Source organism: Natrinema sp. SYSU A 869, assembly GCF_019879105.1.
GTDB lineage: Archaea > Halobacteriota > Halobacteria > Halobacteriales > Natrialbaceae > Natrinema.
Window position 1 is genome coordinate 362,357 of the sequence record NZ_CP082249.1, and the last position, 23,515, is coordinate 385,871.

A 23,515-nucleotide genomic window follows, 5' to 3' on the forward strand; every position below is an offset into this window, starting at 1 on the left:
CGAAGCGGTGTGAATTCGAGTCGCATTCGCAGCCGCCGACTCCCCAGTGCGAGCGTATCGGTGTCTCTGCGGCCCCTCGCATCGGTCCGCTCGCCGTTGTTCCGGAATGCGCTACTGCAAACGCAACTCCTTTTCGCGTTCTGTCCCTTGCCCTGAACATGGGAACGGAAGACGCTGAAACTGTTGCGCCCGGAACGTGTCCAACTGCAAACGGCATGCCGATGCTCGGACTCGGAACCTGGCAGAACGACGACGCCGAACAATGTGCCGAGAGCGTCCGAACGGCTCTCGAGACGGGCTATCGACACATCGATACCGCCCAAGCCTACGACAACGAGGCTGCCGTCGGTGAGGGGATCGCACAAGCCGACGTCGATCGCGAGGACGTCTTCCTCGCGACCAAGATCTGGTACTCTAATCTCTCCCACGACGACGTCCTCGAGACGGCTCGGGACAGTCTCGACCGGCTCGGCGTTGACTACGTCGACCTGCTGTACGTCCACTGGCCGTCAGGCGAGTACGACCCCGAGGAGACACTCTCGGCCCTGTCTGAACTGTACGAGGAGGGCCTAATCGAGAACGTCGGCGTCAGCAACTTCCGGCCCGAAGACCTCGAGGTTGCTGTCGACGTCTGTGACGCGCCGATCTTCGCGAACCAGGTCGAATTGCATCCGCTACTGCCACAGGAGGAGATCCGAGAGGTCTGTGAGAACTACGATATCGAGGTCGTCGGCTACTCACCGCTGGCGCGCGGACAGGTCTTCGACCAGCCTGAGATTCAGGAAGTCGCGGAGAAACACGACGTCAGCGAAGCACAGGTTAGCCTCGCCTGGGCGCGCGAGAAGGGCGTCACTGCGATCCCGAAAGCGACCGGCGAGGATCACATCGGTGACAACTGGGAGTCGCTAACGGTCGATCTCGACCAGGAGGATATCAACCGGATCGACGCGATCGACGAGACAAGTCGGGAGATCGATCCTGGCTTCGCGCCCTGGAACTGATCGACGGCGTCGGTTCTCGAACCGAACTGCGGCGTCGCTCGAACCCGACCTAGGACTCGTTTTCGTCGCGCGAGACGCAGGTGGCCGAGGCCAGCGGACCTATCGCTGGGGAAGAAAAAGCAGGAAACTTTACGGTACATCGGCTTTTTGGCTCGCGTATGTCTACCCGCTCGCGAAGCGGTGGCGGTGGTGGGTTTGTCGGCGCGGTGAGTGCCGACATTCGGCGGTTACACGGTGCCTGGATGGAACTCGTCTTCCCCCGGCAACGTGGCCGCGGCCACTCCGTTATGGGCAAGTGGGAACCCGAGACGCTCCCGCAGAAGATCAGCTATCACGGCTGGAGCGCGCTCGGAACCGTCGGCTTGCTCGTTCTCTATCCGCTTACCGTCCTCGGTCTCGCAACCCGCTACTACGCGGCGAAACTCGATTCGACACGGACCCGACTCGGCATCGTCGGCGTCACAGGTATCGCACTGCTCGGCTGGGGGCTGCTGACAGTCGCCTGGGGAGCGATGTCGTATATGGAACAAGTCGACATCCCCCTCAATTCGGTCCTCGCAGTCGCAGCGGCGAGTGGCGTCGCAACGGTTTCGACCGCGCTCGCCGCGACGACCTCGAAGGCCGGCGGCCGCGCCACGACGGTCGTCCTCGCGTACCCGTTCGCGATGACGGCGCTGTTCTTGCCGCCCGTCGTCGCCGCACTCGTGACGCCGTCGCTGCATCCCTACGTCCTCGATCCCAGCTACGACCTCGCCGTCTGGGTACTCGACAACGTGTTGTTCGTCGGCGGTCTGAACGACTACTTCCGCGGAGCCTTCACCCTCGAGGGAGCCGCCTACGCGGGGATGTGGGTTGGTCTCTCGTTCCCGGTGGGTTGGTTCCTCGGGAGCGTCGTTGCACTGGCGAATCTGGTTCGCCCGTCACAGTAGTTCGTAGTCGCGTTTTCTTTTCCGTTCATCAGTCGTGAACGGGCTGCCGATTCCCGATACCATTAGGTGTCTGATTTCCAAGCACTGTACATGGAGTTCGACCTTCCAACGACCGCCGCCGCATTCATCGCCGTCATCGCGATCGGCGTCGTCGGCCTGATCGCCGCGCCGATGATGGCGATGGACACCGTATTGATGATGGTCGCACCGTCGATGATCGCGTTCGGCCTGATCATGCTCGGACTCGGCATCAAATACGGTGAGTATCGCGCAGCGGGCCGATAGGGACGGACTGAACGGTCTTCAGTAGTTATCGGAACCCGACAGAGCTGACAGCGTATTGTAACACCGGCTGCTACAACTGAGCCGGCACTGCTCATTTTCGATCGGGTGGAATCGAGAAAATCGATAGTTCGCCTACTAGGCAGCGATCGACGGCAGTCGGCCTACATGTAGCCGAGGTCGCGCAGGCGCTCCATCAGGTCCTCTTTGTCCTGGGCGCGGCCCGCACGCTCGGTGGTCCCCTCGAGATCCTGCAGCCAAGCCGGGTCCTCGTTTGCCTTCTCCGTACTGACCTCGCTGCCGAGCGAGCGGAAGCCGGCGAAGTACTTCGGCGAAATCGGGATATCGTCCTGCTCGACGCCTTCGGGGAGGTCGTCGTCGGCTTCGGGGACGTAGCCCTCCTCGGGAAAGTTCTCGACCGTGTCCGGAACCGCGAAGTTCCAGAACGTCTCCCAGACGGCGGCCTCGTCGAACTGCAGGATGGGCTGGATGCGGTCGTGGGGCGGGTAGATGTCGGGGTCGTGACGCGGCGAGAAGAACGTCTCGTCGGCACGGGCCTCCTGCTCGTCCCAGCGGACGCCGGAGATGACGCCGTCGATGTCGTACTCCTCGAGTGTGTCGTTCAACGCCACCGTCTTGAGCAGGTGGTTGCCGACGTAGGTATCGAGCAGGAACGGGAACGTGTCCTCCTCGTACTCGAGAATGTTCTCGACGTGGTGTTGGTTGTGCTCGGAGAGCTCCGAGATATCGATGTCGTCACCGGGCTCGAGGCCGTGTTCGTCGACGTACTCGCCGACGTCCTCGTTGCGCGCGTAGATTACCTCAAGGTCCCACTCGTCGGCCCAGTGGTCGACGAAGTCGTGGATCTCGTCGAAGTGCTGGTAGTGGTCGATGAAGACCGCCGGGGGAACCTCGAGATCGAAGCGGTCGGCGACCTCCTTGATGAAGTAGAGGGTGAGCGTCGAGTCCTTGCCGCCGGTCCACATGACCGCCGGATTTTCGTACTCTTCTAAGCCCTCGCGGGTGACCTCGATCGCCTTCTCGATCTTGTCCTGAATGTGCGGATAGTCTTCAGGGTCTTCGCCTTCGCCGTCGGAATAATCGACGTCTACGTAGTCGGGGAAGTTCTCGGCCATCTCGTAATTAGATATAATTAGGAGGTGTAAATCCTTTGGGTCGGCGGAAAGGCCTGTCGGCATTCCGGACTCGACACAACCGTGTGGTTCGGTCGCCAGCACCGCATCAACGTGGGATCGGACCATTCGTCATCCCCGCCGTTCAGCGGGACCTCGAGTCCCACGTGATGGTAGGGCAGGGTGTCGGAGATGCCGGCAAGTATTCGCGCTCACGGCAGCTGTCCGCACTCGAGTAGGACGTTCGATGGACCCGACCGGTGATAGACCCGACCGGTCAGTAGTGATCGAAGCGGCGGACGCGATCGATCGGTCACTGATGCCTCGCTCGATCAGTTCGGCCGGCACGGCTGGCGAACGTATTACTCGATGGCTCCGAAACTGTGGGTTGCATGACGAATCTACGCGACAAGACCATCATCGTGACCGGTGCGAGCAAAGGATTGGGCCGTTCGATGGCGCTGCACCTCTCGGAACTCGGTGCGAACGTTGTCCTCGTGGCCCGAAGCGAGGACGATCTCGCGGCCGTCGCGGACGAAGCCGACGGCGAGGCGCTGGTCGCCCCGGCGGACGTTCGCGACGCCGACGCCGTCGACGACGTTGTTCGGTCGGCGATCGATCGCTTCGGGACCGTCGACGCGCTGATCAACAACGCCGGAGTCCCGGGGCGACACTTCGGCGACGACCGCGGCGCGCTCGTCAACACGGACGAGGACGAGTGGGACCGCGTCATGGAGATCAACGTCAAAGGTGTCTACCTGTTCACGAAGCGGGTTCTCGAGGCGATGCTGGAGGCCGACGGGGTGTCGGGCAACGTCCTCAACGTCTCCTCGGGGCTCGGCAGCTATGCGGTCTCCAACGCCGCGCCGTACGTCACGTCGAAGTGGGGTCTCGAGGGGTTCACCCAGGCGATCGCGCTCGAGGTCGAAGACGAGGGCATTAACGTCAATGCGATCGACCCCGGCGGTCGGGTCAACACACAGATCTGGGCGCACCTCCCCGACGACGAACGCGAGGAGATCCTACAACCCGACGTGATGGACGACGCCGCCGCGCTGCTCGCGGCGCAGGGACCCGACGGCGTCACCGGCGAGTCGATGACCGCCGCGGAGTGGGAAGACCGGCTCGAGTGACGACAGAACGGGGCCATTAGGCGACCGAGCGACGAACCGATCTCACGACGACAGCCGATTCTGACAGCCGCGACAGTACGCCATACCCGGCCGGTTCGGCGCTCCGCATGCAGGGCACCGAACCGTCGACGAGTCGGCGGCCTCGACGCCCATCTCGTCCGCCAGCACGGCGAGGACGTCGTGGTCGATATCGTCGTGCGGGCCCTCTCCGCCTCGCCGCTGGGCCCACTCGTTGATGATATCGTCGTCGCGTAACCGCTCGAGTCCCCGCACCAGTCCCAGAAAGCAAAGCGTCGGGGCGATCATCACGAAGGCCGCCACGGCGAGGCGGCCGAGGAGCGCGTACGGTCCCGGCTGGTCCATAGTCGACGTTCGCTATCGAGATTACAAACGTCTATCGCCGGGTGGTCGGCGTAGACCTGCGCGAATCGTCCCTCGGGAAGACGGCGCGGTAGTCACGCAGCGGGGACCACGCGGTAGAGGCCACCACCGTCGCCGCTCGTTCCGAGTACGTACACCTCTCCGTCGTCGTCGCGACCGAACGAGAGGATGCGCTCGAGTCGTACCCCGTCGTCGATCTCGAGGACGGTGGTCGGCCACAGTCCGTTCTCGTCCTTGGGGCGGGTGGCGGCGAACAACCGTCCCGCTGCCAGGAAATCGCCGAAGACATAGGCGTCGTTCAGCGCCGGCAGTGCAGTACCCCCGTACACGTAGCCACCGATGACTGAAACGCCGCTCACACCCGTTTCAGCGGCCTCGCGCGGATACTCGATGATCGGATCGCGGAGCGGTTCCCCACCTCGGACCCGCTCGGGCGTCTCGTCGGGACAATCGGTTTCGGTATAGCAGTGCGTTCCCTCCTTGATGTTCCAGCCGTAGTTCCCGCCCTTCTCCACGAGGTTAACTTCCTCGTAGTCGTTCTCACCGACGTCCGCGACGAACAGGTCGCCGTCGTCGAACGACAACCGCCAGGGGTTCCGAAAGCCCCACGCGTAGTACTCGTCGAGTCCCGTTCGACCGACCAGTGGATTAGTGTCCGGGACGGCGTACCCCCGCTCGGCCGTTCGCTCGTCGACGTCGAGACGCAGGACACTCCCCAAGAAATCCCGAGTCACGTCCTGTCCGCCACCGCCACCGCCTCCGCCGGCACCGATGCCGACGTGAAAATAGCCGTCCGGTCCGAACGCCATGTCACCGCCGTTGTGGTAGTTCGTCGGTTGCGGAATCTCGAGAACGACGCGTTCGGAGTCCCGTTTCGCCCGCTCGCCGTCGTCGCTCGCCTCGAACGTCGCGATAACGCCCGTGTGGTCGAAGTCCGCCGGCGTTCCCGATCGGCGCGGAGCGCTGTAGTGGACGAACAGCCGGCGATTCTCGGCGAAGTCGGGATGCAACGTCAGGCCCAGTAGTCCCCGTTCGCCATCGGTCACGACCGTCTCGCGTAAGTCGAGAAACAGATCGTCGCGGAGACCGTCAGCCTCGTGTACGTAAATACGACCGTCTCGCTCCGCAACGTACCGTCGATCGCCCGCGGCCGCGAATTCGACGGCCAGTGGCGACTCGAGTCCGTCGATCACTGTCTCGAGACCTACCGTCTCCGGAAGGCGGTCGATAGCAGCGGACGACTGGGAGCGAGTGGCGGCCGAGCGCGATGCGGACCCGGCGAATCCCGCCGTCGCGCCGACGGCTGCAACCGTCAGGAACCGTCGTCGACTGGTGGGAGATTTCACGGCACTACTCGTACGGCTGCGAGAAGGAAATACCCCATTCGGCCTGGTGGAGACTGTCTCAAATCGATAGCGGCTCAGAAGAGCGGCCGCTCCTCGTCGAAGCGTCTCTCGGTCGACCGTTCGTTCTCGGGGCGTTCAGTCAGTGATGAACTTGTTGTCCCGCCAGTTGACACCGCCCTGACCCGAGCCGTGGTCGCGCGGGCCTTCGACGACTTCGATGTCGGCCGGCCGGGGTTCGCCGTCGACGATCCGGGTCGCCTCGAGGTCTCCGCCGCGATCCGAGATCGCCGTCAGGGTTCCTTTCTCGGCGGCTTCCGCGATTCCACAGAGGACGAGGAACATCTGGTACTGCAACAGCGAGTTCTGGAGAACGGTCTCGCGGTCGCCCTTGAACGCAGCGAACTCGACGAGTTCGGACTCGATCTCCTCCTCCTCTTCTTCGTCCCAACTAAAGGACTTCTGGCGTCGCTCATCCGGGTCCTCCTCGTAGACCCGGTTCTCGGTAACGCTGGCCTTGAGCTGTGCCGTCGGGGTATACTTGCTAACGGACTGATCCTCGGCGACGGCTTTGAGGATCAGCGTGTTGTTTCGCCGTGTGATCTCGACGTCAGTGATTCCCTCGGGAAAGGTCGCGTCGTCGATGTGGTCGCGAAGGTCTTCGAGGGGCAGTTCAAGCGTCGAATGCAGCCGATAAACGTGTCTGGATTCCTCTGTTGACATTGTGGGAAGGTGTGTACGGCGATAGTCGTGATCTGTTAGTACGAGCGCGTGACTTATATGACCTGCTATTAAATCCGTGAAATATCAGGATAGGTAAATTAAGCTCGCGGTCGCGACAGTTATTCGTCGGCGAGCGTCGCTTCGAGTTCGCCGCGCTCCTCGAGTTCTTCGAGAATGTCGGAGCCGCCGACGAACTCACCGTCGACGAACGTCTGTGGAATGGTCTCCCAGCCACTCTCCTCGTTGAGCGCCGCGCGGAACTCGTCAATCGATTCGAGGACGTCGACGGTCTCGTAGTCGTCGCGGTACTGGTCAATTAGGCCGAGCGCTTTGCGGGAGTAGCCACACTGGGGCATGAGCTCGGTCCCCTTCATGAAGAGGACGACCTCGTTCTCTTCGAGGGTTTCGGTGACCTGCTCGTTGACTTCCTCCTGATCGAGACCCTGGTTCGGTGGGAACTCCATATCCCATGGTACGGCGGTGGTGGGGATATGCCTTGCGTCATCTACACTTACGAACCCGGCTGCGTTCACGACAGACCGCAGCTAGGTCACGCGGGAGAAACGGGCGAATCAGACCGTCGGGACGAACCGTCAGTCTGCTGTAGTCGGCGTCTCGAGGACGTCGAGTTTCTCTGCGGCGTAGCCGAAGACGTCCCGGTAGCCGTTTGAGGACATGAGGACGGGATAGAACGGCTCGTCGGCGACCTGTTCGTTGCCGTCGGCGGCGGCGAACGGAGCGCCCTCCTCGACTTCCGTGAAGTTCTCGACGAAGACCTCGTAGGTATCGGCCTGGTTCTTCCGGATAACGTCCGTAAGCCGATAGACGGGGAGTTCGCGGTGGACGGTATCGCCGGGTAACGCGTCGACGACAGTGAGGAAGGCGCGAGTCAGTCGATCGGCGTTCTGGGCGGCCGTCTCCGAGCCCTGTAGTCCACACTCGACTTCGACAGTGTCGACGGCGGAGAAGAGCCGTCCCTCCGCGAAGTTGCTCGTCTCGACCATTGCCGCCACGGGCAACTGCGGGACGATGTCCGTCGCCGTCTCGCTGACCCCGTTGACGATCGCGAAGGGGTCTGCGTGGCTCTGCGTGGAGTGCATCGAGAAGGTCAAACAGCCCTCGAGTTCCGAGATGAGTTCGGCCGCGAGCTGTCCTTCGTGCGTCTTGGCGTCCGAATTGCCGGGGAACGCGCGATTGAGATCCTCGTCGATGAAGCGAACCTGTCGTTCCAGCGCCGCCTCGTTGGCGACGATGAGCTTGACGGGACGGTTGACGGTCGGGCGTTCGTCGAGTAATCGCTCGACGGCACGGACGCCACAGGGTTCGTCCCCATGGACGCCCGCGACGACTGCGATCTCCGGCGTTCCCGACCCGAGCTGTGCGACTCTCATTACGTAATAGTTGGGCCGCGGCGTGAAAGGCGATTCGGTCTCTCACAACACCGATTGGTCAGTGATCGTGACCGATCGACCGTTACCGTGCCAACGTCTCCCATCGAGGGCGGTGTCGGCGACTCGATTAGGGTGAACCTGTCATTCCTGAAGAACCACGATACGGTCCGCTCAGTCCGCGGATCGGTCGGTGTATTCCTCGTCAGCGGGCCAGGCAATCGGTCGTCTGCCCTCGAGCGAAATCGACTAGCCGTCGACCCGCGCCGAGTCCAGAGACACTGTTCCCGCCATCAACCCGTCACAGTTGCAGCGACACCAAGCGAAAAAACTGTTCACGACAGCACAAGTGTCGCTAGCAAACCGATAATAAATCAGAGATATCGTGACAGTTAGGTTGCGATGAGCGATTTCCAACGGGAATTGTGGTCGGAAAGTGAAGGTGGGGAGACAACGCGGCGTTCGTACGTTCAACTGCTTGGTGCCCTCGGGATCGGCGGCGCTATCACTGGCGCAGCCACAACGAATTCTCGAGGCGTTGACGTCGCTGCAGCACAAACGCAGGGATCCGGGAGCGGGATCGCCGTGAGCGACTCGGCATCCAAAACTCGATCGAAAAGAACACCGAGATCATCCGCCTGACACAGGATGGACCGGCGCACTTGACGGATATACACATCACCGATAAAGGGGGTAATGGACGTGCGATCCGCGTTGCCGATAACGATGAGGCGCGGACGGTGTTCGAAGGGTGTACGATCACCGATCGGACGAGTCCGAGTACCTCCGATTACGCGGTCTACATTCGCTCGTCGAACGTCGTCTTCAGGGATTGTGAATACGACCTCAACTCCCAGACGGAACAGGATCGTCACGGCTTCTTCGTCAGCAGACGGGGCACTGACGTCAATCGACTCGTCTTGCAGAACACTCAGATAGAACCGGATGGCGCGAGCCTTCGATTCGGCGAGAGTGGCCAGGCTCACAACATCGAGAGTTCGCTCTTCGACGGGCTCGTGATGAGCGATGCCGGAACCACACTCGAGAGCGTACTGTGGGTCGGCAATCGCCACCGTGGGGAGACGAAATTCCAGGGCGAACGGTCACAGTGGCAGGGAGACTTTAACTTCGGGTTCACCGTCTAGTCGTGCGCTGATCGGCGGGTGAGACACCATCGTCGCTTCCGTCTCAGGACGATAGCGACCGATCCAGTTCTCCCCCTTCTATCGAATAGTTGTGAACTGGTCATATCGACCGAGAGAGAATTTCTGCGATAGAGCGTCGGCACAGGGTATCCCACGTGATGAAAGGGAAAATGGGTGTAGCGTCTCAATCGGTATTGGAGCAGTTAGTCTCGGAGACGTGATATCTCGAGACGAACTGGATGGGCTGGTCCTTCTGAAGGTTATTCGAGCCCTCGAACGTACTCGAAATCGGTTTCCGTGGCTTCCGGTTGTTCTCCATCGAGTTCGATCTGCCAGCCATGCAATGCTGTCGGATCAGTCAGCGCGTTCGTGATCGTCGTTCGGACATCGTGGACGTCAATACCGTAGTAGTCGTTCGGAACATCATGTAGGTATTGTCGCGCCGTCTCGAAGAGGCTCCGCATCCCGTCGTCGTTCTCGAAATCGAAGTGCTTGTAGGCTCCCGCTGCGACCTGCACCATTCCGTGCAGAAACGCGCTTTCCGTGGTCCCGCTCCCGTAGTTATACCATTCCGCTTCGAAGCAATCGTGCGATTCGTGGAAGTCACCGGAATTAAAGAGTGCAACGCCGTGAATTACGGCTCGACGAAGCGTTCCGTGTTTCCACCCGTTCGATTCGGCTTGCTCTCGACACCATCCAGTCGGATTCCCTGAAGTCGGCGGACCGACAGTGTGGTCCCGGGTATGCTCATCCATGGGTCGCGCTGAGACGCTTGCGAGGATTGGTTACGCTCGAGCAATCCGTCTCGAAACAGTCGTGTGAGCCGCGGAACGTGCCGTCGGTGAACGGCCGAACGCCGTGGACGGTCGCCCGGCGTAGCGTGGTATGCTCCCAGCGACCCGCGGACGGGGTCCATCTCACCGGAGTCCCCACCGGTGGATCGGTGGCGGCGTCGCGGATGTACTCGTCCATAGTCGATAGAAGGGTCGTCACGCGGGTAATTCCGTCGGTTATGCACTCCTTATTGTGTATAGGCACCGAATTTATGCCGTTTCAGTCCATCGTACCGACTAGATGGTACAGCCTTATGGCCGCTGTCAGCACTGCGGGGAACGCCTCTATGGCCACATCGAGGGCGGTTACCAGTGTCTGAACTGTGACCGACGGTACACGACGGCCGACCTCGAGAATCAGACGGCCTGATCGCGTTCTCGGTCAGACCTGCCGTCTCGGGCGCTCGAGCGTCGAGAGCCGTCGGTCGCTCGCGCGCGAGCGGTGTGATATCGTTTTGCCCGCGTGGCCGACGATAGTTCGGCATTCTACTGGACATGGTCTGGATCGGCGTTCGAACCCGAAGTGCGGGTGGACCTGGCTGCCCGCGTATCAGTATTGATCATCGCCGGCTTCACTCGGTGATGGCGTCTGGCCGCGCTGACGGGGCTGTTTCTCATCGTCAACCCCCTGTTGTTTCCGGACCCCGAATCGGTGTCGGACGACTGGCTGTCCACCGTCGTCCGCGCCGAACAACAGTGGAGTGAGCGCGGGAGCCCGTTTCTCGGACTCGACTTCCCGCAGGTGCTGAACCTCATTCAGCTCCCCTCTTCGCATACAACTCTGTCGTGTACAAACGACGGCCGCTCGCGACTGCGGCGACAATGGGACTGAAACTGTGGTTTGTCGCCGAACTGGTTCAGTGATACGACCTGTGACAGGGACTCAAGGACGGTGGCTCGAGTCCACTGTTAACGCGATTGAAATGGGATACGACGGCTGACTCGAGACAGGAATCGGACGATTTAACCGCGATGAGCGTCTCAGAGTCGACTGCGTGCGAGGGTAGCCAAGCGGTCAACGGCGGCGGACTCAAGATCCGCTCTCGTAGGAGTTCGTGGGTTCGATCCCCTCCCCTCGCACTGACCACAGTGCGCGGCAAGACGGAGCGTCTTGCCCTCGCAAACTTCTGATGCCGATCCTACTGCGACCAGCGGCTGGCTCGTCGTCGCGTGATCTGTGTCCGTGGTTTGCCTGATCGCACTCACGCATGATTCAGTATTTTCCGTACGGTGAGCAGTAGATATAAGTTGCAATGGGTCAACTGTTAGACTGGAAGTCAGTCTCCAGAATGTGGGGTAGCACGCAAATGCCCCGGGTGCAGGAACACCCGAGACTTGGCTTCCCAACCCATGGAGGGTTCAGGAGCCATGCTTACGTTCATTCTACCGGGATATAAACGTCCCGCACGAAGGCAGAATCGCACGACACGACCAGCCTCGGCTTCGGTTTCGGCGTCACGGCGGAGAGCGAGTCGTGGTCGGAATGCGTAGCGATTCCGACGCAAGCGACGACAACAACGGCTCGTCGTCGCCCCCCGACTGTCCGCGCTGTGGCGAACCGGTCGGCTTCGTCACCGTCACCGGCCCCATGACGGCATCGGCCAGCCCCTGTGGCTGTTCGGTACCACCCGCGCTCGTCCAGCGCGAGCGAAACGACTAATCGGGGCTCGACTGAGCCCCGACGGTCAGCCGGCCGTTCGGCGGTGTCGACGAAACCACCATGCACCACCTGTCGATGTCGCTCGTCGAACGGCCGGCTCGGAACCGGGGCCTCGAGTACGTGCATCCGTAAGATCCGTTCGTTGGACTCTGTACGTGGAAGGGCCTCCTCGAGTGTGATCAGGGTGGACGGAGTGTCCTGCTCCCGTGGTGGCACGGAGGTATCACGCCTTCCCCAACCGATTCGCTCTCCCAGACTCACAGCTTCGCCGTTCGCTTTCCGAGGCGCGAACGTAGTGAGCGCCTCGCGGACAGCGCGCGCCACCGCATGCCGATGATCGATCCGGAACGGTATGTTGATCTCCTAGACAGATCAACGGGATTCGGTTTCCCGCCAGGATTTATGCCCTCGACCGTGGGAGCGCGCCACGAAGACCCATGAGCAGCGACCAGATCCCAGGCTACGCGTACGGGGCAGACGACGTCCCAGACGCGCCGATCAGCATGGACGAGTTCGAACGGCTACAGCAGACGGTGCTGTTCGACGAGGACGACGAAGAGTCTCTGCAGATGGCCGGTGACGTCCTCGAGGACCAGATCGACGACGTGCTCGAGGTGTGGTATGACTTCGTCGCGGATCACGACTTCCTCGTATACTACTTCACGGACGGTGAGGGGAATCCCGACGAGGAGTACTTAGAGCAGGTCCGCGAGCGATTCGGCCAGTGGATTCGCGATACCTGTGACACGCCGTACGATCGAGAGTGGCTGGATTACCAGTTCGAGATCAGCCGGCGACACACGCGCGAGAAGAAAAATGAGGCGGACGATGCCGACGCAGTCGATCACATTGATATGCGCTATCTCGTCGCGTTCATCTACCCGATCACGGCGACGATCCGAGACTTCCTCGCGGACGGCGACCACTCCGATGAAGAGATCGACGCGATGTACCACGCCTGGTTCAAGTCCGTCGTGTTACAGGTGACCCTTTGGACGTACGCGTACCTCCCCGAGGAGAACTGGTAGCGCCCGACCGGGACAGCCGGGTCGGCTCACAACCGATTCGCGATCGGTTACCGGTCGGATCCCAGGAACCGAGCGCGGACGAACAGAATCGTCGCGATGGCACCGACGGCGGCGAGTCCGCCGAAGCCGGGGACATCGTCGGATTCGGAACTCGAGTCGTCCGTCGCCACGCTGTCGGTCGCCGACTCGTTGCTCGTCGCCGCGTCGTCGGTCGGTGAGTCGTTGGAAACGGCCTCGTCGGAGACCGAGTCGTCGGTGACGGTCACGTCTCCCAGCGTCGACCCGGCTACCGTAATCGTCGCAGACGCGTTGAACGTCGCTTCGACTGCGATCGTTTCCCGCTCTCCGGAACCGAGATCGACCCGCTCGGTGACGAGGGGGTCGCCATCGGTAGCGATCGTGATCTCGTCGGCCCCGGTGACGGCACCGACGTTCTCGACCGTCGCCTCGATCGCCACCGGGCTACCGGCTTGTGTTTCAGTCGGCTCGATACTCGAGTTGACGACCGTGAACTCGTGCGAAGCGTCGTCGACGCCGATCGCGAGCGCGGGCAGGCCAGAGACGGTTGCAGTGTACGTCTCCGTTTCGGCGTCGTAGGTCGTCTCGACCGCGCTCCAGCTCCCGTTGTGGTACGCCGAGACGATGACGTCTTCGGGAGCCGTCCCGTTGGGAAGCGCCTCGTCGGCGATGGCGAACTCGAGCGTCAGCGAGCCGATCGTCTCCGCAATGCCGTCGTGGTCGAAGTCGGCGTAGGCCACTGCACCGTCGCGGTGGGAGACGTTGCTGCGATGACCGGGGCGCAGGGCGAACACGTAGCTCGACCGATTCGTCGCCGGAACGATCGCGACGCGCTCGAATGTGACGCCGTTAGTATCGGCACCGGTGAGCGACGTCTCGGCTGAACGATCGAGCTGGGATTCGCTGGCCTCGAGTAGTGCACGACCGTCGTCTCCCGTTGTTGACGTGAACCGCATCTCCTCGCTTGCCGTCTCGTCGTTATTGGGAGCGCCGCTCCCGCCACTGGTGCTACCGCCTCTACTGCCACTGCTCCCGCCACTACTACCGCCTCCGCTACTACTGCCGCCACTGTTACCGCCGCTCGCACTGCTGCCACCACCGCCGCCGTCACTCACACCACCGTCGCCGCTGTCACCCTCACTCCCATCGTCGGCGCTACTCTCTCTATCGCTCCCGCTTCTGTTATCAGTATCATCGTCGCTACTCTCGTTATCGCCGCTGCCGCGATCGCCGTCAGGTCGGTCCGCCAACACGAACGAGGCAGTCGTCGGCTCGGCGACCGTGAGCGTTCGGACGGACGGTTCGTCGACATAGGCGGCGTCGTCGGGTGGTGTAACCGTGACCGTCACCGGTCCGTCGACCGCCGCACCCAGGCTGTCGCCGTTCGGACCAGTCCACTGTCCCGATTCGTCAGTCGTCGTCTCACGCGTGACGACGGCCGTTTCCCGCTCGCTCGCGTCGACCGGTGTGACCGCGACTGACGCGTTCGCGACACCGACGCCGCTCGAGTCCGTCACCTCGACCTCGAGTTCGTGGCTCTCGGTGAGTTCGGTGGCGACAGTTTCGTTGTCTCCGACCGGGCGGTCAAAGATTGTTTGATATCGCGGGTAGTCGCCCGACGCCTCGAGGAAGACGGCGTGCGTGGACACGGTCGCCTCGGTCGCGGCTTCGAACGCCCCGTCCTCGACCGGCCGTCGATCGGTCCAGTTGCCGTGGGCCGGCGTGAGGACGACCGAGCCGTCAACGCCGGCCTCGTTTCCGTCGGCCTGAGTTCCCTCGCTCGCGGGGAGACCGATCCGGCCGTCGATCGGTGCGATCTCGCCGTCGATGACGAGAGTCCGCGTCGATATCGTTCGAGTCTCGCCCGCTAAGTCCGTGAGCCGCGCGCTCACCGTAACGATGCCCTCGTCGGCCGGCCCGTAGGTGCGGGTCGCGTTCCAGCGGTCCGCGGGAACGGTGTCATACTCCCCGAGCCACGTTCGGTCAGTGAAATACTGCGCCGTCTCACCGTCGAATGCGATCGAGACGGGACTCGCCGCACCGGTTGAGGTCCATCGAGGGGCGGAAACGGTCGTCCGGTCGAACGGGTCGTCGTACGTGATAGCGAGATCTGTTCGCGCTTCCGTGCCCGCGTTCCAGGTCGGTGACGCGTTCGTTGTCGCGTTCTCGAGTGCGAGGGTCAGCGTCGCGTTCTCCGGTACGGCCGACGCATTCACCTCAAATGCACCACTGCTACCGTCTGCGGTCGGAACACCGAACCGGGCGCTCTCCGTTGCCGTTTCCGCGACGACAGTCCCGTTATGCATGGCCCGGACGGTGAGGTCGTCCCGTGCTGGCTCGCCGTTGACGGCGACGGTCCCTGCGTACCGCGCTGGCGGGTCGCGCTCGAATCGGATCGGCGATGTCGTCACGGTCTCGTTCTCGAAGGTGGCCGTGAGCCGGATGGTCCCGGTCACGCCGTCGGCGACGGTCACGTCGACCGCGAGTCCCTGCGCGACTGCGTCTCGATCGACCGGGATCTCGTCGCCGGGAGCGACGTCGCTGCCGTTCACCGCGAGAGTGACGTTCGCCGGCTCGACGGTCGTCCCGTTAGCGAGAGCGACGGTGACGGTTCCCGTCTCGGGGACGGCGAACATCGCCGTCTCCGCGGATCCGTTGCTGACGCCGTACGCCTCGAGGTCATCGCGCACGTGGAATCGCCCCGCTCCGAGATACTCGACCGCGTTGGTCGCGATCGTCCACCCATCGTCGGTCAACTGCCCCGTCTCCGGCGTGACATCGAACACGATACGGTCGTCGGGCCTGTCGATCGCGAGGGCCGCCCCGTCGGCGAGGACGCCGTCGTCGGTCGCCGATGCGAGCGTCCGCATCTCGCCCCCGTCGAACCATGTCCGGTTCGTCGCGTTCTCCCGCACGGCGACGGCGTCGCGTTCCGTGCCGACGCCATCGAAAAGCGGGTGATTCCGCTCGAGGACGACCTCATCCGGTCCGTCGTGACTGGACGTCTCGAGACGGTCGACGACGGACGTATCGTTCACGAGTCGAGCCAGCGCGTCGTCGTCAACGCCGTCACCGAGATAGAGTACACCGGTGTCGTTCGCCGCCGTCGCGTCGACGAACGCTCTAGTCAGGTTCGTTCGATTCGTTCGATTGCCGCCACCCGCAGACAACTCGAAGGCGACGAAGACGTCGTATTCGCCGGATTCGGCGGCGGACACGGCGTCGGTGGTATTGACGCGGGTCGGCCGGTACGCGATTGGTAACTCGTCAGCGAGGCCGGCCTGCAGTCGTCGGCCGGCGGCGTCATCGGGATCGGCGACGATGCCGACGTCGTAAAATTGCGGGACGACCCGTGTGGGGCCCGGACTGACCGTCTGCGTTTCTCCGCTGCGGCCGAACTCGTAGTTGAGCTTGAGCGTTCCGTTCCGGTCGGCCGCGACGTGGGACGTGACAGTAAACCGGTCGTCAGTGACCGCCGGATCGAACGTGATGGTCTCATTTGGTCCGAAGCGTGTCCCGCCGACCGCGAACTCGAGTGCATCGGGTTCGATGGTCGCGTTCTCGGTCGGCGTTATCGTGAGCGCGTCGATCTCCGTGACGTCGAACGTCGTCGCCACAGAGCCGTTGGCTTCGATTGGACCGAGACGCTCCTGTTCAGGTGCCGTGACGAAGTCGGTGGGAACCAGCGATACGTCGTGGGTCACCGACTCGTTTCCGGACAGTTCGATTGTCTCGGTGGCCGAATAGTGGCCGGTGGCCGCGACGGTTACCGTCCGATCACCGGGACCGACCCGCAATTCGTAGCGGCCGGCTCCGTCGGTTGTCGCGGTCCATCTGCCGCCGTCGATCGAGACGATTGCGCCGTCGACCGGCTCGCCGTCCCTGCCGGTCACAGTTCCGGTAACCGTCGCCGGCGAGATCGCATCGACTGCCGCCTTCGCGTCGATGATCCCGTGACCGTACCGGGTATCCTGTCCGGAGTCCGCTCCGTCCGGTTTCCGGGCCGTCTCCTCAAGTGCGGTCGTGATCTCATCAGGCCGTAGATCCTCGTCGACCGATCGCAGTAACGCGATGGATCCCGCGACATGGGGCGCTGCCATGCTCGTCCCTGACTTGCGCTGATAACCGCCGTTCGGGGCCGAACTGTTGACCCACAGCCCGGGTGCGGCGACGTTAGGGACCGTGTACGCGTCCGGCCAGTCGGCGGACCGCGAGGACCAGGCATCGTCCGTTACGATGGTCTCTCCACTCGAGAACTCGGTGATGTCGCCGGATCGGGTCGACGCGCCGATCGCGAACGCGTCGTAGACGTTCGCCGGCGATCCGCTGGTTCCCTCGCCGCTGTTACCGATCGACGATACGACAACCGTTCCCGCCGCCTGTGCGTTTCGAACCGGATCGATGAACCGCTCCTCGTAATCCCTGACACCAAGGCTCATGCTCACGACATCAGCATCCTGGTTGATTGCCCACTGCATTCCCTCTAGGAGTTGCGAGTACGTCCCGTGACAAGTGCTATCGCACTCTGTGAAGACTGCCCCGTGAAGCAGGTCGGCACCGGGGGCAACGCCGATATGCGTTCCGCTCGCGGCCCCGCCCGCGACCGTGCCACTAACGTGGGTACCGTGTTCGCCGAAGTCCTGGGGCGTCGAGTCGGGTACCTCGTTGCCGTCCTTATCGAACTCGCTCCACCCGCCTGGATATGTGGGGTCCGACGGATCGGTGGTGTAGAGATCGATATCGGGGTGGTCCGCGTCGATTCCCGTATCGAGCACGGCGACTTTCGCGCCAGTGCCGTTCGTTTCGTACTCGTTCCAGACCGCGGGCGCGTTGATCTGGTCGAGACCGTAGGTCGTTCCGGTCGTCTCGGTCGCGGTTTGTTCGGCCGTCACGGTTCCGTTCGAATCCGTCGACGCCGCCGCGGTTGTCGCCGTTCCGTCGACTTCCACCTCGAAGTTGGTGTGCAGCGTCGAGACCTCATCGAACCGACCGAACGACTCGAGGTCGACGCGATCGGTATCGACCGACAGCAGGACGGCGTTGGTCAGCCAGAACCGATTGCGAACCGTCACGCCGTCGGTCGATCGGGCATAGGAGACGACTGCCCCCTGCGTCCGTTCGGCGTGTCGTTTGAGACGGGTCGTCGCCTGCTCGGACGTCGCTGCCGCGGCGACGTTCGCTTCCGAGAGACGCACGATCACGTCGACAGTCTCCGAGTCAGCATCGCTCTCGAGTGCAGAGTCGATCGAAATACCGCTCTCAACGGAGGTTCCGTCAGTGGAATCGTCACTAACAACTGGTCCCGTGGCGCTCGAGACCGGCGTCGCTAGGAGACCGCAGACGACGAATAGAAGCATACCGAGAACGAGACCGGACCGTACTCGCCGGCCGATCTCGGAGTGACAGAGGAACATACAATCGAGATGGAGAGTACCGGTGTAAATATATTATGGCAAAATTGAATTTATTTTCACACGAACGTACGTATGCTAACACATCGTTTGGATTCAATTCGATATTGTTCGATTTCCATCCGAAATCCGCGGACGGGGACGAGACGACCACTTTTCAGCCCCGACCGCCGAAGGAAAGATATGACCGACCAGACATCGGATCGGGATCGGGCCGCCGTCGCAGCGCTCGCAGCCGCCGAAGGTGCTGCCGTCGCCGCAGACTCGTTTCGAACCGACCTCACAGTCGAGGAGAAAGACGGGAAAACAGACGTCGTGACACAGGTCGATCGGGACGCACAGGAGACCGTCATCGAGACCATCCGGACGGAGTTCCCGGACGATCCGATCGTCGGCGAAGAGGAGGACGCACTAAAGGAGGTCCCGGCGACGGGACCGGCTTGGATCGTCGACCCCATTGATGGAACGAACAACTACGTTAACGAATCCCGTGCGTTCGGCACCGCTGTCGCGGCCGTCGTCGACGGCGAGCCAGTCGGCGCTGCGACGGACTGTCCCGCCCTGTCGGACACGTACCGCGTCGGTCCGGACGGCGCGTATCGCAACGACGAGTCGCTCTCGGTCAGCGACCGTACCGACCCCGAAGCCGCCACTGTCTGTCCGACCTTCTGGTGGGACTTCGACCAGCGCGACCAGTACGCCGCAGCCACCCGCGCGGTCGTCGAGCGATTTGGCGACATGCGTCGGTACGGCTGCGCCCAACTCGAGCTCGCGATGGTCGCCGCCGGTGCACTCGAGGGGACGATGACGAACCTGCGAGCGAACCCGTGGGACACCGTCGCCGGCGTGCAGCTCGTTCGTGAAGCCGGCGGAGTCGTCACCGATCTCGAAGGGGATCGCTGGCGACACGACAGCACGGGCCTGGTCGCGTCGAACGGGGGGATTCACGACGAGTTACTCGCTGCCGCCCGCGAAATCGACGACTGAGCGGTCGCGACTCGCGGTCAGCGAATCGGATAGTCCCGCGCGTTGAAACCGGAAACGGTAAGCGGCCACCACTATCGGGTTCGGGTATGGACGACTTCATCGAACGGTTCGGGGCCGAGCGCGTCTGGGCCGCGACCGTCGCGACGCTCGCCGCCGTAGTGGTCCTCGGTGCGGTCCTGTTCCCCCAGCGGGTGTACGTCGAGTTCATCTGGCAGTACTTCTGGGGGCCGGTCGTTGCCGACGCCCACAGTTGGAACTGTGTCGCCTGGGCCGGTGGCGAGCAAATCTCCTGCAGCGAGGCCGGCCCCGGTGCCGGCCCGACCGCCGAGCCCGGCTACACGTTCGTCTCCTACGCCGGCTACATCCCGACGCTAGTCCTGTTGCTAGTCGGGATCATCTTCCTCGTGCGCCGCCTCGGGATCGAACGCTATCGCGCGGGCTTTTTCGCCCTGTTCCCGTTCATGCTCTTCGGCGGTGCGTTGCGCGTCGTCGAGGACGCTAACGCCGCTGCCTTCGAGGAGACTGGCTCGATGGCCATTCAGCTGCCGTGGTCCGGCTTCATCATCAGCCCGCTGATCTACTTCACCGTCTTCTTCATCGCGCTCTTCGCAGTAGTGTTCTCCATCTGGCTCGATCGCAACGAGTACGTCTCGGGTTATGAGTACCCGCTGGCCGGCATCGGAACGACAGTGCTGACGATCACGCTCGCGTATCTGGCGTACGTCGCCGCGACGGAGCCCTACGCGGAGTTCCACCCGCTCATTCCGCTCGTGATTCTCGTCGGTGCGACGCTTACGACGGCGATCACGTGGGTCGCACTCAAGCGCTTCGCCCCCGAGCTGAACCGCGGCACCGCGTCGATGGGGATCGTGGTCATCTGGGCCCACGCGGTCGACGGAGTCGCGAACGTCATCGGCCTTGACTGGGCGACCAGCCTCGGGCTGCCGGCTAACCTCGTCCCGAAACACCCGATCAACCGGGCGATCGCCAACACGACGGCTGACGTGCTGCCAGCCAATATCGTCGCCGTCACCGGCTCAGCCTGGCCGTTCCTGCTCGTGAAAATCGCCGCCGCCGTCTTCGTCATCTGGATCTTCGACGAGACAGTCTTCGAGGACAGCCCCCGCTACGCCATCTTGCTCATGATCACCGTCGTCGCCGTCGGACTGGGTCCCGGCACCCGCGACATGCTTCGGGCCACGTTCGGCGTCTGACTCGCTCTCCTGGCTTTTCGGTCTGTTTTCGTCGCTCGAATGCCTCTCGAGACCGGTGTTCGTCGATGGACGTTCGATCCGAAGCGACCGCGAACGGGGAGTTTAATCGCCCGCGCCCGGAACGACCCAGCATGAGTGATACGGACGGGTGGTTCGCGGGCGTGGACCGCGACGATCCCGATGCGACGACGACCGCGATTCGCGAGGGGAGCGCCGACGAGCCCCGCGATTGGCCGACCATCGCAGTCGACGACGGGTTCGCGAGCGACGCCGATGACTACTACGACGCCCTCCGCGAGGCGACGACGGCGGCAACGCGGGCCGCGGTAACCGAACGTGAACGGGCCGACGACCGCCAGCTCGTCCACGCGATTCGGGCGATGGACGACTGTAATCGGACGGCCAACGAACTCGCCGAGCGGCTCGCGGAGTGGGCCGGAACCGTCGATCCCGAGGCGGGGACCGGCGTAGAGTACGCCAGAGCGCTCGCACGCGAGGAGGCCGACGACGAGCTCGAGGAGCCTGCGATCCGATCGCTCGCCGAACGGGTCGCCGACCTCGCCGACGAGGCAGACGAGCTACGGGAGTTTATCGAACGCCAGACCCCGACCGTCGCGCCGAACCTCTCGGCGCTGGCCGAGCCCGTCCTCGCGGCCCGGCTGATCGCGCTGGCCGGCGGCTTGGAGGATCTCGCGAAGAAACCCAGCGGGACGGTACAGGTGCTCGGTGCAGAAGACGCCCTGTTCGCCCATCTGCGGGGGCACGCGCCCTCGCCCAAACACGGGATCATCTACACGCACGACGCGGTGCGGGGCACCCATCCCGACGAGCGAGGCTCTGCGGCGCGTGCGGTGGCCGGGAAACTCTCCATCGCTGCCCGCGTCGACCACTACTCGAGCGAGCTAAAGCCCGAGCTCGAGGCGGAACTGGCCGAGCGAGTCGAGACGATTCAGGCGCGGACGACGGACGACGACGCCGCGACCGACGGAGGTGCCGACGATGAGTGAGGCCCTCCCGGAAGGGGTCGAGCGCCGCGAATTCGACGGGGCCGAGCGACTCGCGACTCGAGGGGAGCCCGTCTACGGCGAGCCGACAGATAGTGAGTGGCGCGCGTGGAACCCGCACCGATCGAAGCTCGGTGCGATGCTCGAGTTGAGCATGGACACCGGTCTCGAGGGCGGCGAAACCGTCCTCTATCTGGGTGCCGCGAGCGGAACAACGGTGAGCCACGTCGCCGATTTCGCCGGCCCGACATACGCGGTCGAGTTCGCCGCGCGGCCGGTCCGGGACCTGCTCGAGGCCGCCGAAAGCCGCGATCGGCTCTTTCCGCTATTGAAAGACGCCCGGAAGCCGGAGAGCTACGCCCACGTCGTCGAGTCGGACGTGGACGTGATCGTACAGGACGTGGCGACGCGCGGGCAGGCCCGCGTAGCGCTCGAGAACCGGCAGTTCTTGGCCGACGACGGGCAGCTCCTGTTAGCCGTGAAGGCCCGGAGTGAGGACGTGACTCGAGAGCCGGCGGCCGTGTTCGAGGACGTTCGAGAGGAACTGGAGGAGGGGTACGAGATTGTGGAGAGTAGACGGCTCGAGAGCTATCATGCGGACCATCTCGGGATCGTCGCGCGGCCGCTCTGATTTAGATCCACTATCATTTGATCTGGTAGCGCTGAGCCGATCGGCTGTAGTAATTGCAACAATCATCGGCGCTATTGTACGCAGTCTGTGGTGCCCCTAAGGGGGCAGGGCAATTGCGCGGCGCGCAGAGCACGCACCGCGCTAGCGAAACGTTAGGCTGGCCGATTCGGGACGGTACAACGGTTCTTCTCTAGCAGTAGAAGAGGATAGGACCCTTGATAATGAGTGTTGTCGAGTCCGCTTCGGAGGGGAGAGATTAGACTATGATGAGCGGTAAGTACAGGTGAGGGAGGTGACGCTCCGAATCGTAACCCCTCCCCTTTCTATCAGGAACGGTGTGCTGAATACAAGTGCTGGATTCAGCGCGTATATCGGGTCAATTCGAAAATCACAGATAAAATAATGGGGAAACACCTATTAGTGAATATACATTTAGGGGAAATATGGACGGAGATGGCGGGGGAATGGATGGTGGCGGTATGAGTGGCGGTGGAATGGGAGGCACACATGGAGTTGGAATGGGAAGTACGGGCGAAGATTCTCCGGATTCTGGAGAGTCAGTCCTCCAGTCGATGGGATACAGAGATAGTGAAGTCGGAATGGACAGGACGGATGGGAACTCTACCGGTTCTTGGACTTCAGTCCTCCAGACGGTCATAATCCTAGTAATGGTGGGATTCCTCGGGGTCTGCTTCGTGTACTTCCTCCTAACAGGTATATTGGCTATATTTGGTGTGCACCTGTAATGGACAGTTCTACTATGATAAATGCCCGAAAAATAGGCCCTCAACAGAACCTCTAACTTCTATACCTGCCACCCAACAACTCCATTCCCGATGGAACCCGGTGAACGATCCACACTATCTATTCAGCACGGCTCGCTGGACATCTCCCGTGCCTAATAGAAACACTAGTGCTCATTTCGCATATGTACTTAACATCACTTTCGAAAGAGAATTTGGTGAAATTATCGTCCGAGAACTCGTCTGAAGTCGGACAGTAATTTCGTTCAATACAGGACAGGGAGTGTACGCGTACTCACCGCGATCGAACGGGCTGACGGCCGTGAGCCGAGGGAGAGGAGTACTTTCCGTCGAAGCTAAGCGGTATCAAAGATCCCGTGAGGGTGTCGGCACGAAGTTGTTCGAAACGGCTTCGCCGTTTCGTGATGCCACAAATCTGCGATTTGTGAGCACGCCGACTGCTCGAAGACCTTTGTCCCCCGCTGTCGTCGGACGGCGTTGACGCCCGACTGGAAGCGATTCCGAAGG

Annotated in this window: 23 protein-coding genes and 1 tRNA gene; 14 read left to right on the top strand and 10 right to left on the bottom strand. The window is 62.5% G+C overall.

Features of this window, described 5'->3' with window-relative positions:
- Positions 1–158: 158 nt before the first annotated feature.
- The 3 genes from K6I40_RS09895 to K6I40_RS09905 all read left to right on the top strand — a co-directional run bounded on the left by K6I40_RS09895 (position 159) and on the right by K6I40_RS09905 (position 2,215).
- The gene (locus K6I40_RS09895) at positions 159–1,001 is read left to right on the top strand and encodes an aldo/keto reductase (protein WP_222918861.1); all 843 of its coding nucleotides are present in this window, start codon (positions 159–161) and stop codon (positions 999–1,001) included.
- 158 nt (positions 1,002–1,159) lie between these two features.
- Positions 1,160–1,930 carry a hypothetical protein gene (locus tag K6I40_RS09900; protein ID WP_222918862.1) on the top strand — a complete coding sequence of 257 codons (771 nt, stop codon included), beginning with the start codon at positions 1,160–1,162 and terminating at the stop codon, positions 1,928–1,930.
- Positions 1,931–2,020: 90 nt separating this feature from the next.
- Complete coding sequence (locus K6I40_RS09905; RefSeq protein ID WP_222920330.1) at positions 2,021–2,215, top strand: hypothetical protein; 195 nt, start codon at positions 2,021–2,023, stop codon at positions 2,213–2,215.
- A gap of 161 nt (positions 2,216–2,376) precedes the next feature.
- Here the strand turns inward: K6I40_RS09905 and K6I40_RS09910 are convergent, their stop codons facing one another.
- Entirely contained in the window at positions 2,377–3,348 is a 972-nt protein-coding gene (locus K6I40_RS09910) for a phosphoadenosine phosphosulfate reductase family protein (RefSeq protein ID WP_222920331.1), read from the bottom strand.
- 389 nt (positions 3,349–3,737) lie between these two features.
- On the opposite strand from K6I40_RS09910, the gene K6I40_RS09915 reads away from it, so the two are divergent.
- On the top strand, positions 3,738–4,478 hold the full coding sequence (locus tag K6I40_RS09915; RefSeq protein ID WP_222918863.1) for an SDR family oxidoreductase: 741 nt from the start codon (positions 3,738–3,740) through the stop codon (positions 4,476–4,478).
- A gap of 42 nt (positions 4,479–4,520) precedes the next feature.
- Here K6I40_RS09915 and K6I40_RS09920 read toward each other — a convergent pair whose 3' ends face one another.
- The 5 genes from K6I40_RS09920 to K6I40_RS09940 form a co-directional block, all read right to left on the bottom strand.
- The gene (locus K6I40_RS09920) at positions 4,521–4,841 is read right to left on the bottom strand and encodes a zinc ribbon domain-containing protein (RefSeq protein WP_222918864.1); all 321 of its coding nucleotides are present in this window, start codon (positions 4,839–4,841) and stop codon (positions 4,521–4,523) included.
- Positions 4,842–4,933: 92 nt separating this feature from the next.
- A complete protein-coding gene (locus K6I40_RS09925) occupies positions 4,934–6,205 on the bottom strand; it encodes a PQQ-dependent sugar dehydrogenase (RefSeq protein WP_222918865.1) in 1,272 nt (423 codons plus the stop codon).
- Positions 6,206–6,340: 135 nt separating this feature from the next.
- Positions 6,341–6,925 (bottom strand): hypothetical protein, encoded by a 585-nt coding sequence (locus tag K6I40_RS09930; RefSeq protein ID WP_222918866.1) that lies wholly within the window; start codon positions 6,923–6,925, stop codon positions 6,341–6,343.
- 119 nt (positions 6,926–7,044) lie between these two features.
- Positions 7,045–7,389 carry a glutaredoxin domain-containing protein gene (locus K6I40_RS09935; RefSeq protein ID WP_222918867.1) on the bottom strand — a complete coding sequence of 115 codons (345 nt, stop codon included), beginning with the start codon at positions 7,387–7,389 and terminating at the stop codon, positions 7,045–7,047.
- Positions 7,390–7,518: 129 nt separating this feature from the next.
- Complete coding sequence (locus K6I40_RS09940) at positions 7,519–8,316, bottom strand: succinylglutamate desuccinylase/aspartoacylase family protein (protein ID WP_222918868.1); 798 nt, start codon at positions 8,314–8,316, stop codon at positions 7,519–7,521.
- A 659-nt stretch (positions 8,317–8,975) separates the two neighbouring features.
- Between K6I40_RS09940 and K6I40_RS09945 the strand changes: the two genes are divergently transcribed.
- Positions 8,976–9,458, top strand: a complete 483-nt coding sequence (locus tag K6I40_RS09945) for a hypothetical protein (protein ID WP_222918869.1) — start codon at positions 8,976–8,978, stop codon at positions 9,456–9,458.
- A gap of 260 nt (positions 9,459–9,718) precedes the next feature.
- Here the strand turns inward: K6I40_RS09945 and K6I40_RS09950 are convergent, their stop codons facing one another.
- Positions 9,719–10,213 (bottom strand): DUF309 domain-containing protein, encoded by a 495-nt coding sequence (locus tag K6I40_RS09950; protein ID WP_222918870.1) that lies wholly within the window; start codon positions 10,211–10,213, stop codon positions 9,719–9,721.
- Complete coding sequence (locus K6I40_RS09955; RefSeq protein WP_222918871.1) at positions 10,206–10,430, bottom strand: hypothetical protein; 225 nt, start codon at positions 10,428–10,430, stop codon at positions 10,206–10,208. The genes K6I40_RS09950 and K6I40_RS09955 overlap by 8 nt, the downstream gene beginning before the upstream one ends.
- A 102-nt stretch (positions 10,431–10,532) precedes the next feature.
- Between K6I40_RS09955 and K6I40_RS28345 the strand changes: the two genes are divergently transcribed.
- Positions 10,533–10,661, top strand: a complete 129-nt coding sequence (locus tag K6I40_RS28345) for a hypothetical protein (RefSeq protein ID WP_255681947.1) — start codon at positions 10,533–10,535, stop codon at positions 10,659–10,661.
- A gap of 180 nt (positions 10,662–10,841) precedes the next feature.
- Here K6I40_RS28345 and K6I40_RS09960 read toward each other — a convergent pair whose 3' ends face one another.
- Entirely contained in the window at positions 10,842–11,066 is a 225-nt protein-coding gene (locus K6I40_RS09960; RefSeq protein WP_222918872.1) for a hypothetical protein, read from the bottom strand.
- A gap of 222 nt (positions 11,067–11,288) precedes the next feature.
- On the opposite strand from K6I40_RS09960, the gene K6I40_RS09965 reads away from it, so the two are divergent.
- The 3 genes from K6I40_RS09965 to K6I40_RS09975 all read left to right on the top strand — a co-directional run bounded on the left by K6I40_RS09965 (position 11,289) and on the right by K6I40_RS09975 (position 12,979).
- Positions 11,289–11,371: transfer RNA gene (locus K6I40_RS09965), tRNA-Leu, on the top strand.
- 403 nt (positions 11,372–11,774) lie between these two features.
- Complete coding sequence (locus tag K6I40_RS09970) at positions 11,775–11,951, top strand: hypothetical protein (RefSeq protein ID WP_222918873.1); 177 nt, start codon at positions 11,775–11,777, stop codon at positions 11,949–11,951.
- Between the two features lie 437 nt (positions 11,952–12,388).
- The gene (locus tag K6I40_RS09975; RefSeq protein ID WP_222918874.1) at positions 12,389–12,979 is read left to right on the top strand and encodes a protoglobin domain-containing protein; all 591 of its coding nucleotides are present in this window, start codon (positions 12,389–12,391) and stop codon (positions 12,977–12,979) included.
- A 47-nt stretch (positions 12,980–13,026) separates the two neighbouring features.
- Here the strand turns inward: K6I40_RS09975 and K6I40_RS09980 are convergent, their stop codons facing one another.
- Entirely contained in the window at positions 13,027–18,411 is a 5,385-nt protein-coding gene (locus tag K6I40_RS09980; protein ID WP_222918875.1) for a S8 family serine peptidase, read from the bottom strand.
- Positions 18,412–18,591: 180 nt separating this feature from the next.
- Between K6I40_RS09980 and K6I40_RS09985 the strand changes: the two genes are divergently transcribed.
- From K6I40_RS09985 to K6I40_RS10005, 5 genes are all read left to right on the top strand, one after another.
- Positions 18,592–19,395, top strand: a complete 804-nt coding sequence (locus K6I40_RS09985) for an inositol monophosphatase (RefSeq protein WP_222918876.1) — start codon at positions 18,592–18,594, stop codon at positions 19,393–19,395.
- An 86-nt stretch (positions 19,396–19,481) separates the two neighbouring features.
- Positions 19,482–20,609 (top strand): DUF63 family protein, encoded by a 1,128-nt coding sequence (locus tag K6I40_RS09990; protein WP_222918877.1) that lies wholly within the window; start codon positions 19,482–19,484, stop codon positions 20,607–20,609.
- A gap of 131 nt (positions 20,610–20,740) precedes the next feature.
- The gene (locus K6I40_RS09995; RefSeq protein WP_222918878.1) at positions 20,741–21,616 is read left to right on the top strand and encodes an NOP5/NOP56 family protein; all 876 of its coding nucleotides are present in this window, start codon (positions 20,741–20,743) and stop codon (positions 21,614–21,616) included.
- Positions 21,609–22,244 carry a fibrillarin-like rRNA/tRNA 2'-O-methyltransferase gene (locus K6I40_RS10000; protein ID WP_222918879.1) on the top strand — a complete coding sequence of 212 codons (636 nt, stop codon included), beginning with the start codon at positions 21,609–21,611 and terminating at the stop codon, positions 22,242–22,244. The genes K6I40_RS09995 and K6I40_RS10000 overlap by 8 nt, the downstream gene beginning before the upstream one ends.
- 443 nt (positions 22,245–22,687) lie before the next feature.
- Complete coding sequence (locus K6I40_RS10005) at positions 22,688–22,990, top strand: hypothetical protein (protein WP_222918880.1); 303 nt, start codon at positions 22,688–22,690, stop codon at positions 22,988–22,990.
- Positions 22,991–23,515 lie beyond the last annotated feature (525 nt).

Coding starts and splice junctions, on each gene's coding strand:
- K6I40_RS09940 (WP_222918868.1), bottom strand. CDS start 8,316: ATGAGAGTCGCACAGCTCGGGTCGGGAACGCCGGAGATCGCAGTCGTC.
- K6I40_RS09935 (WP_222918867.1), bottom strand. CDS start 7,389: ATGGAGTTCCCACCGAACCAGGGTCTCGATCAGGAGGAAGTCAACGAG.
- K6I40_RS09930 (WP_222918866.1), bottom strand. CDS start 6,925: ATGTCAACAGAGGAATCCAGACACGTTTATCGGCTGCATTCGACGCTT.
- K6I40_RS09955 (WP_222918871.1), bottom strand. CDS start 10,430: ATGGACGAGTACATCCGCGACGCCGCCACCGATCCACCGGTGGGGACT.
- K6I40_RS09970 (WP_222918873.1), top strand. CDS start 11,775: ATGCGTAGCGATTCCGACGCAAGCGACGACAACAACGGCTCGTCGTCG.
- K6I40_RS09900 (WP_222918862.1), top strand. CDS start 1,160: ATGTCTACCCGCTCGCGAAGCGGTGGCGGTGGTGGGTTTGTCGGCGCG.
- K6I40_RS28345 (WP_255681947.1), top strand. CDS start 10,533: ATGGTACAGCCTTATGGCCGCTGTCAGCACTGCGGGGAACGCCTCTAT.
- K6I40_RS09980 (WP_222918875.1), bottom strand. CDS start 18,411: ATGTTCCTCTGTCACTCCGAGATCGGCCGGCGAGTACGGTCCGGTCTC.
- K6I40_RS09915 (WP_222918863.1), top strand. CDS start 3,738: ATGACGAATCTACGCGACAAGACCATCATCGTGACCGGTGCGAGCAAA.
- K6I40_RS09950 (WP_222918870.1), bottom strand. CDS start 10,213: ATGGATGAGCATACCCGGGACCACACTGTCGGTCCGCCGACTTCAGGG.
- K6I40_RS09985 (WP_222918876.1), top strand. CDS start 18,592: ATGACCGACCAGACATCGGATCGGGATCGGGCCGCCGTCGCAGCGCTC.
- K6I40_RS09960 (WP_222918872.1), bottom strand. CDS start 11,066: ATGCGAAGAGGGGAGCTGAATGAGGTTCAGCACCTGCGGGAAGTCGAG.
- K6I40_RS09920 (WP_222918864.1), bottom strand. CDS start 4,841: ATGGACCAGCCGGGACCGTACGCGCTCCTCGGCCGCCTCGCCGTGGCG.
- K6I40_RS09975 (WP_222918874.1), top strand. CDS start 12,389: ATGAGCAGCGACCAGATCCCAGGCTACGCGTACGGGGCAGACGACGTC.
- K6I40_RS10005 (WP_222918880.1), top strand. CDS start 22,688: ATGGACGGAGATGGCGGGGGAATGGATGGTGGCGGTATGAGTGGCGGT.
- K6I40_RS09895 (WP_222918861.1), top strand. CDS start 159: ATGGGAACGGAAGACGCTGAAACTGTTGCGCCCGGAACGTGTCCAACT.
- K6I40_RS09995 (WP_222918878.1), top strand. CDS start 20,741: ATGAGTGATACGGACGGGTGGTTCGCGGGCGTGGACCGCGACGATCCC.
- K6I40_RS10000 (WP_222918879.1), top strand. CDS start 21,609: ATGAGTGAGGCCCTCCCGGAAGGGGTCGAGCGCCGCGAATTCGACGGG.
- K6I40_RS09905 (WP_222920330.1), top strand. CDS start 2,021: ATGGAGTTCGACCTTCCAACGACCGCCGCCGCATTCATCGCCGTCATC.
- K6I40_RS09910 (WP_222920331.1), bottom strand. CDS start 3,348: ATGGCCGAGAACTTCCCCGACTACGTAGACGTCGATTATTCCGACGGC.
- K6I40_RS09990 (WP_222918877.1), top strand. CDS start 19,482: ATGGACGACTTCATCGAACGGTTCGGGGCCGAGCGCGTCTGGGCCGCG.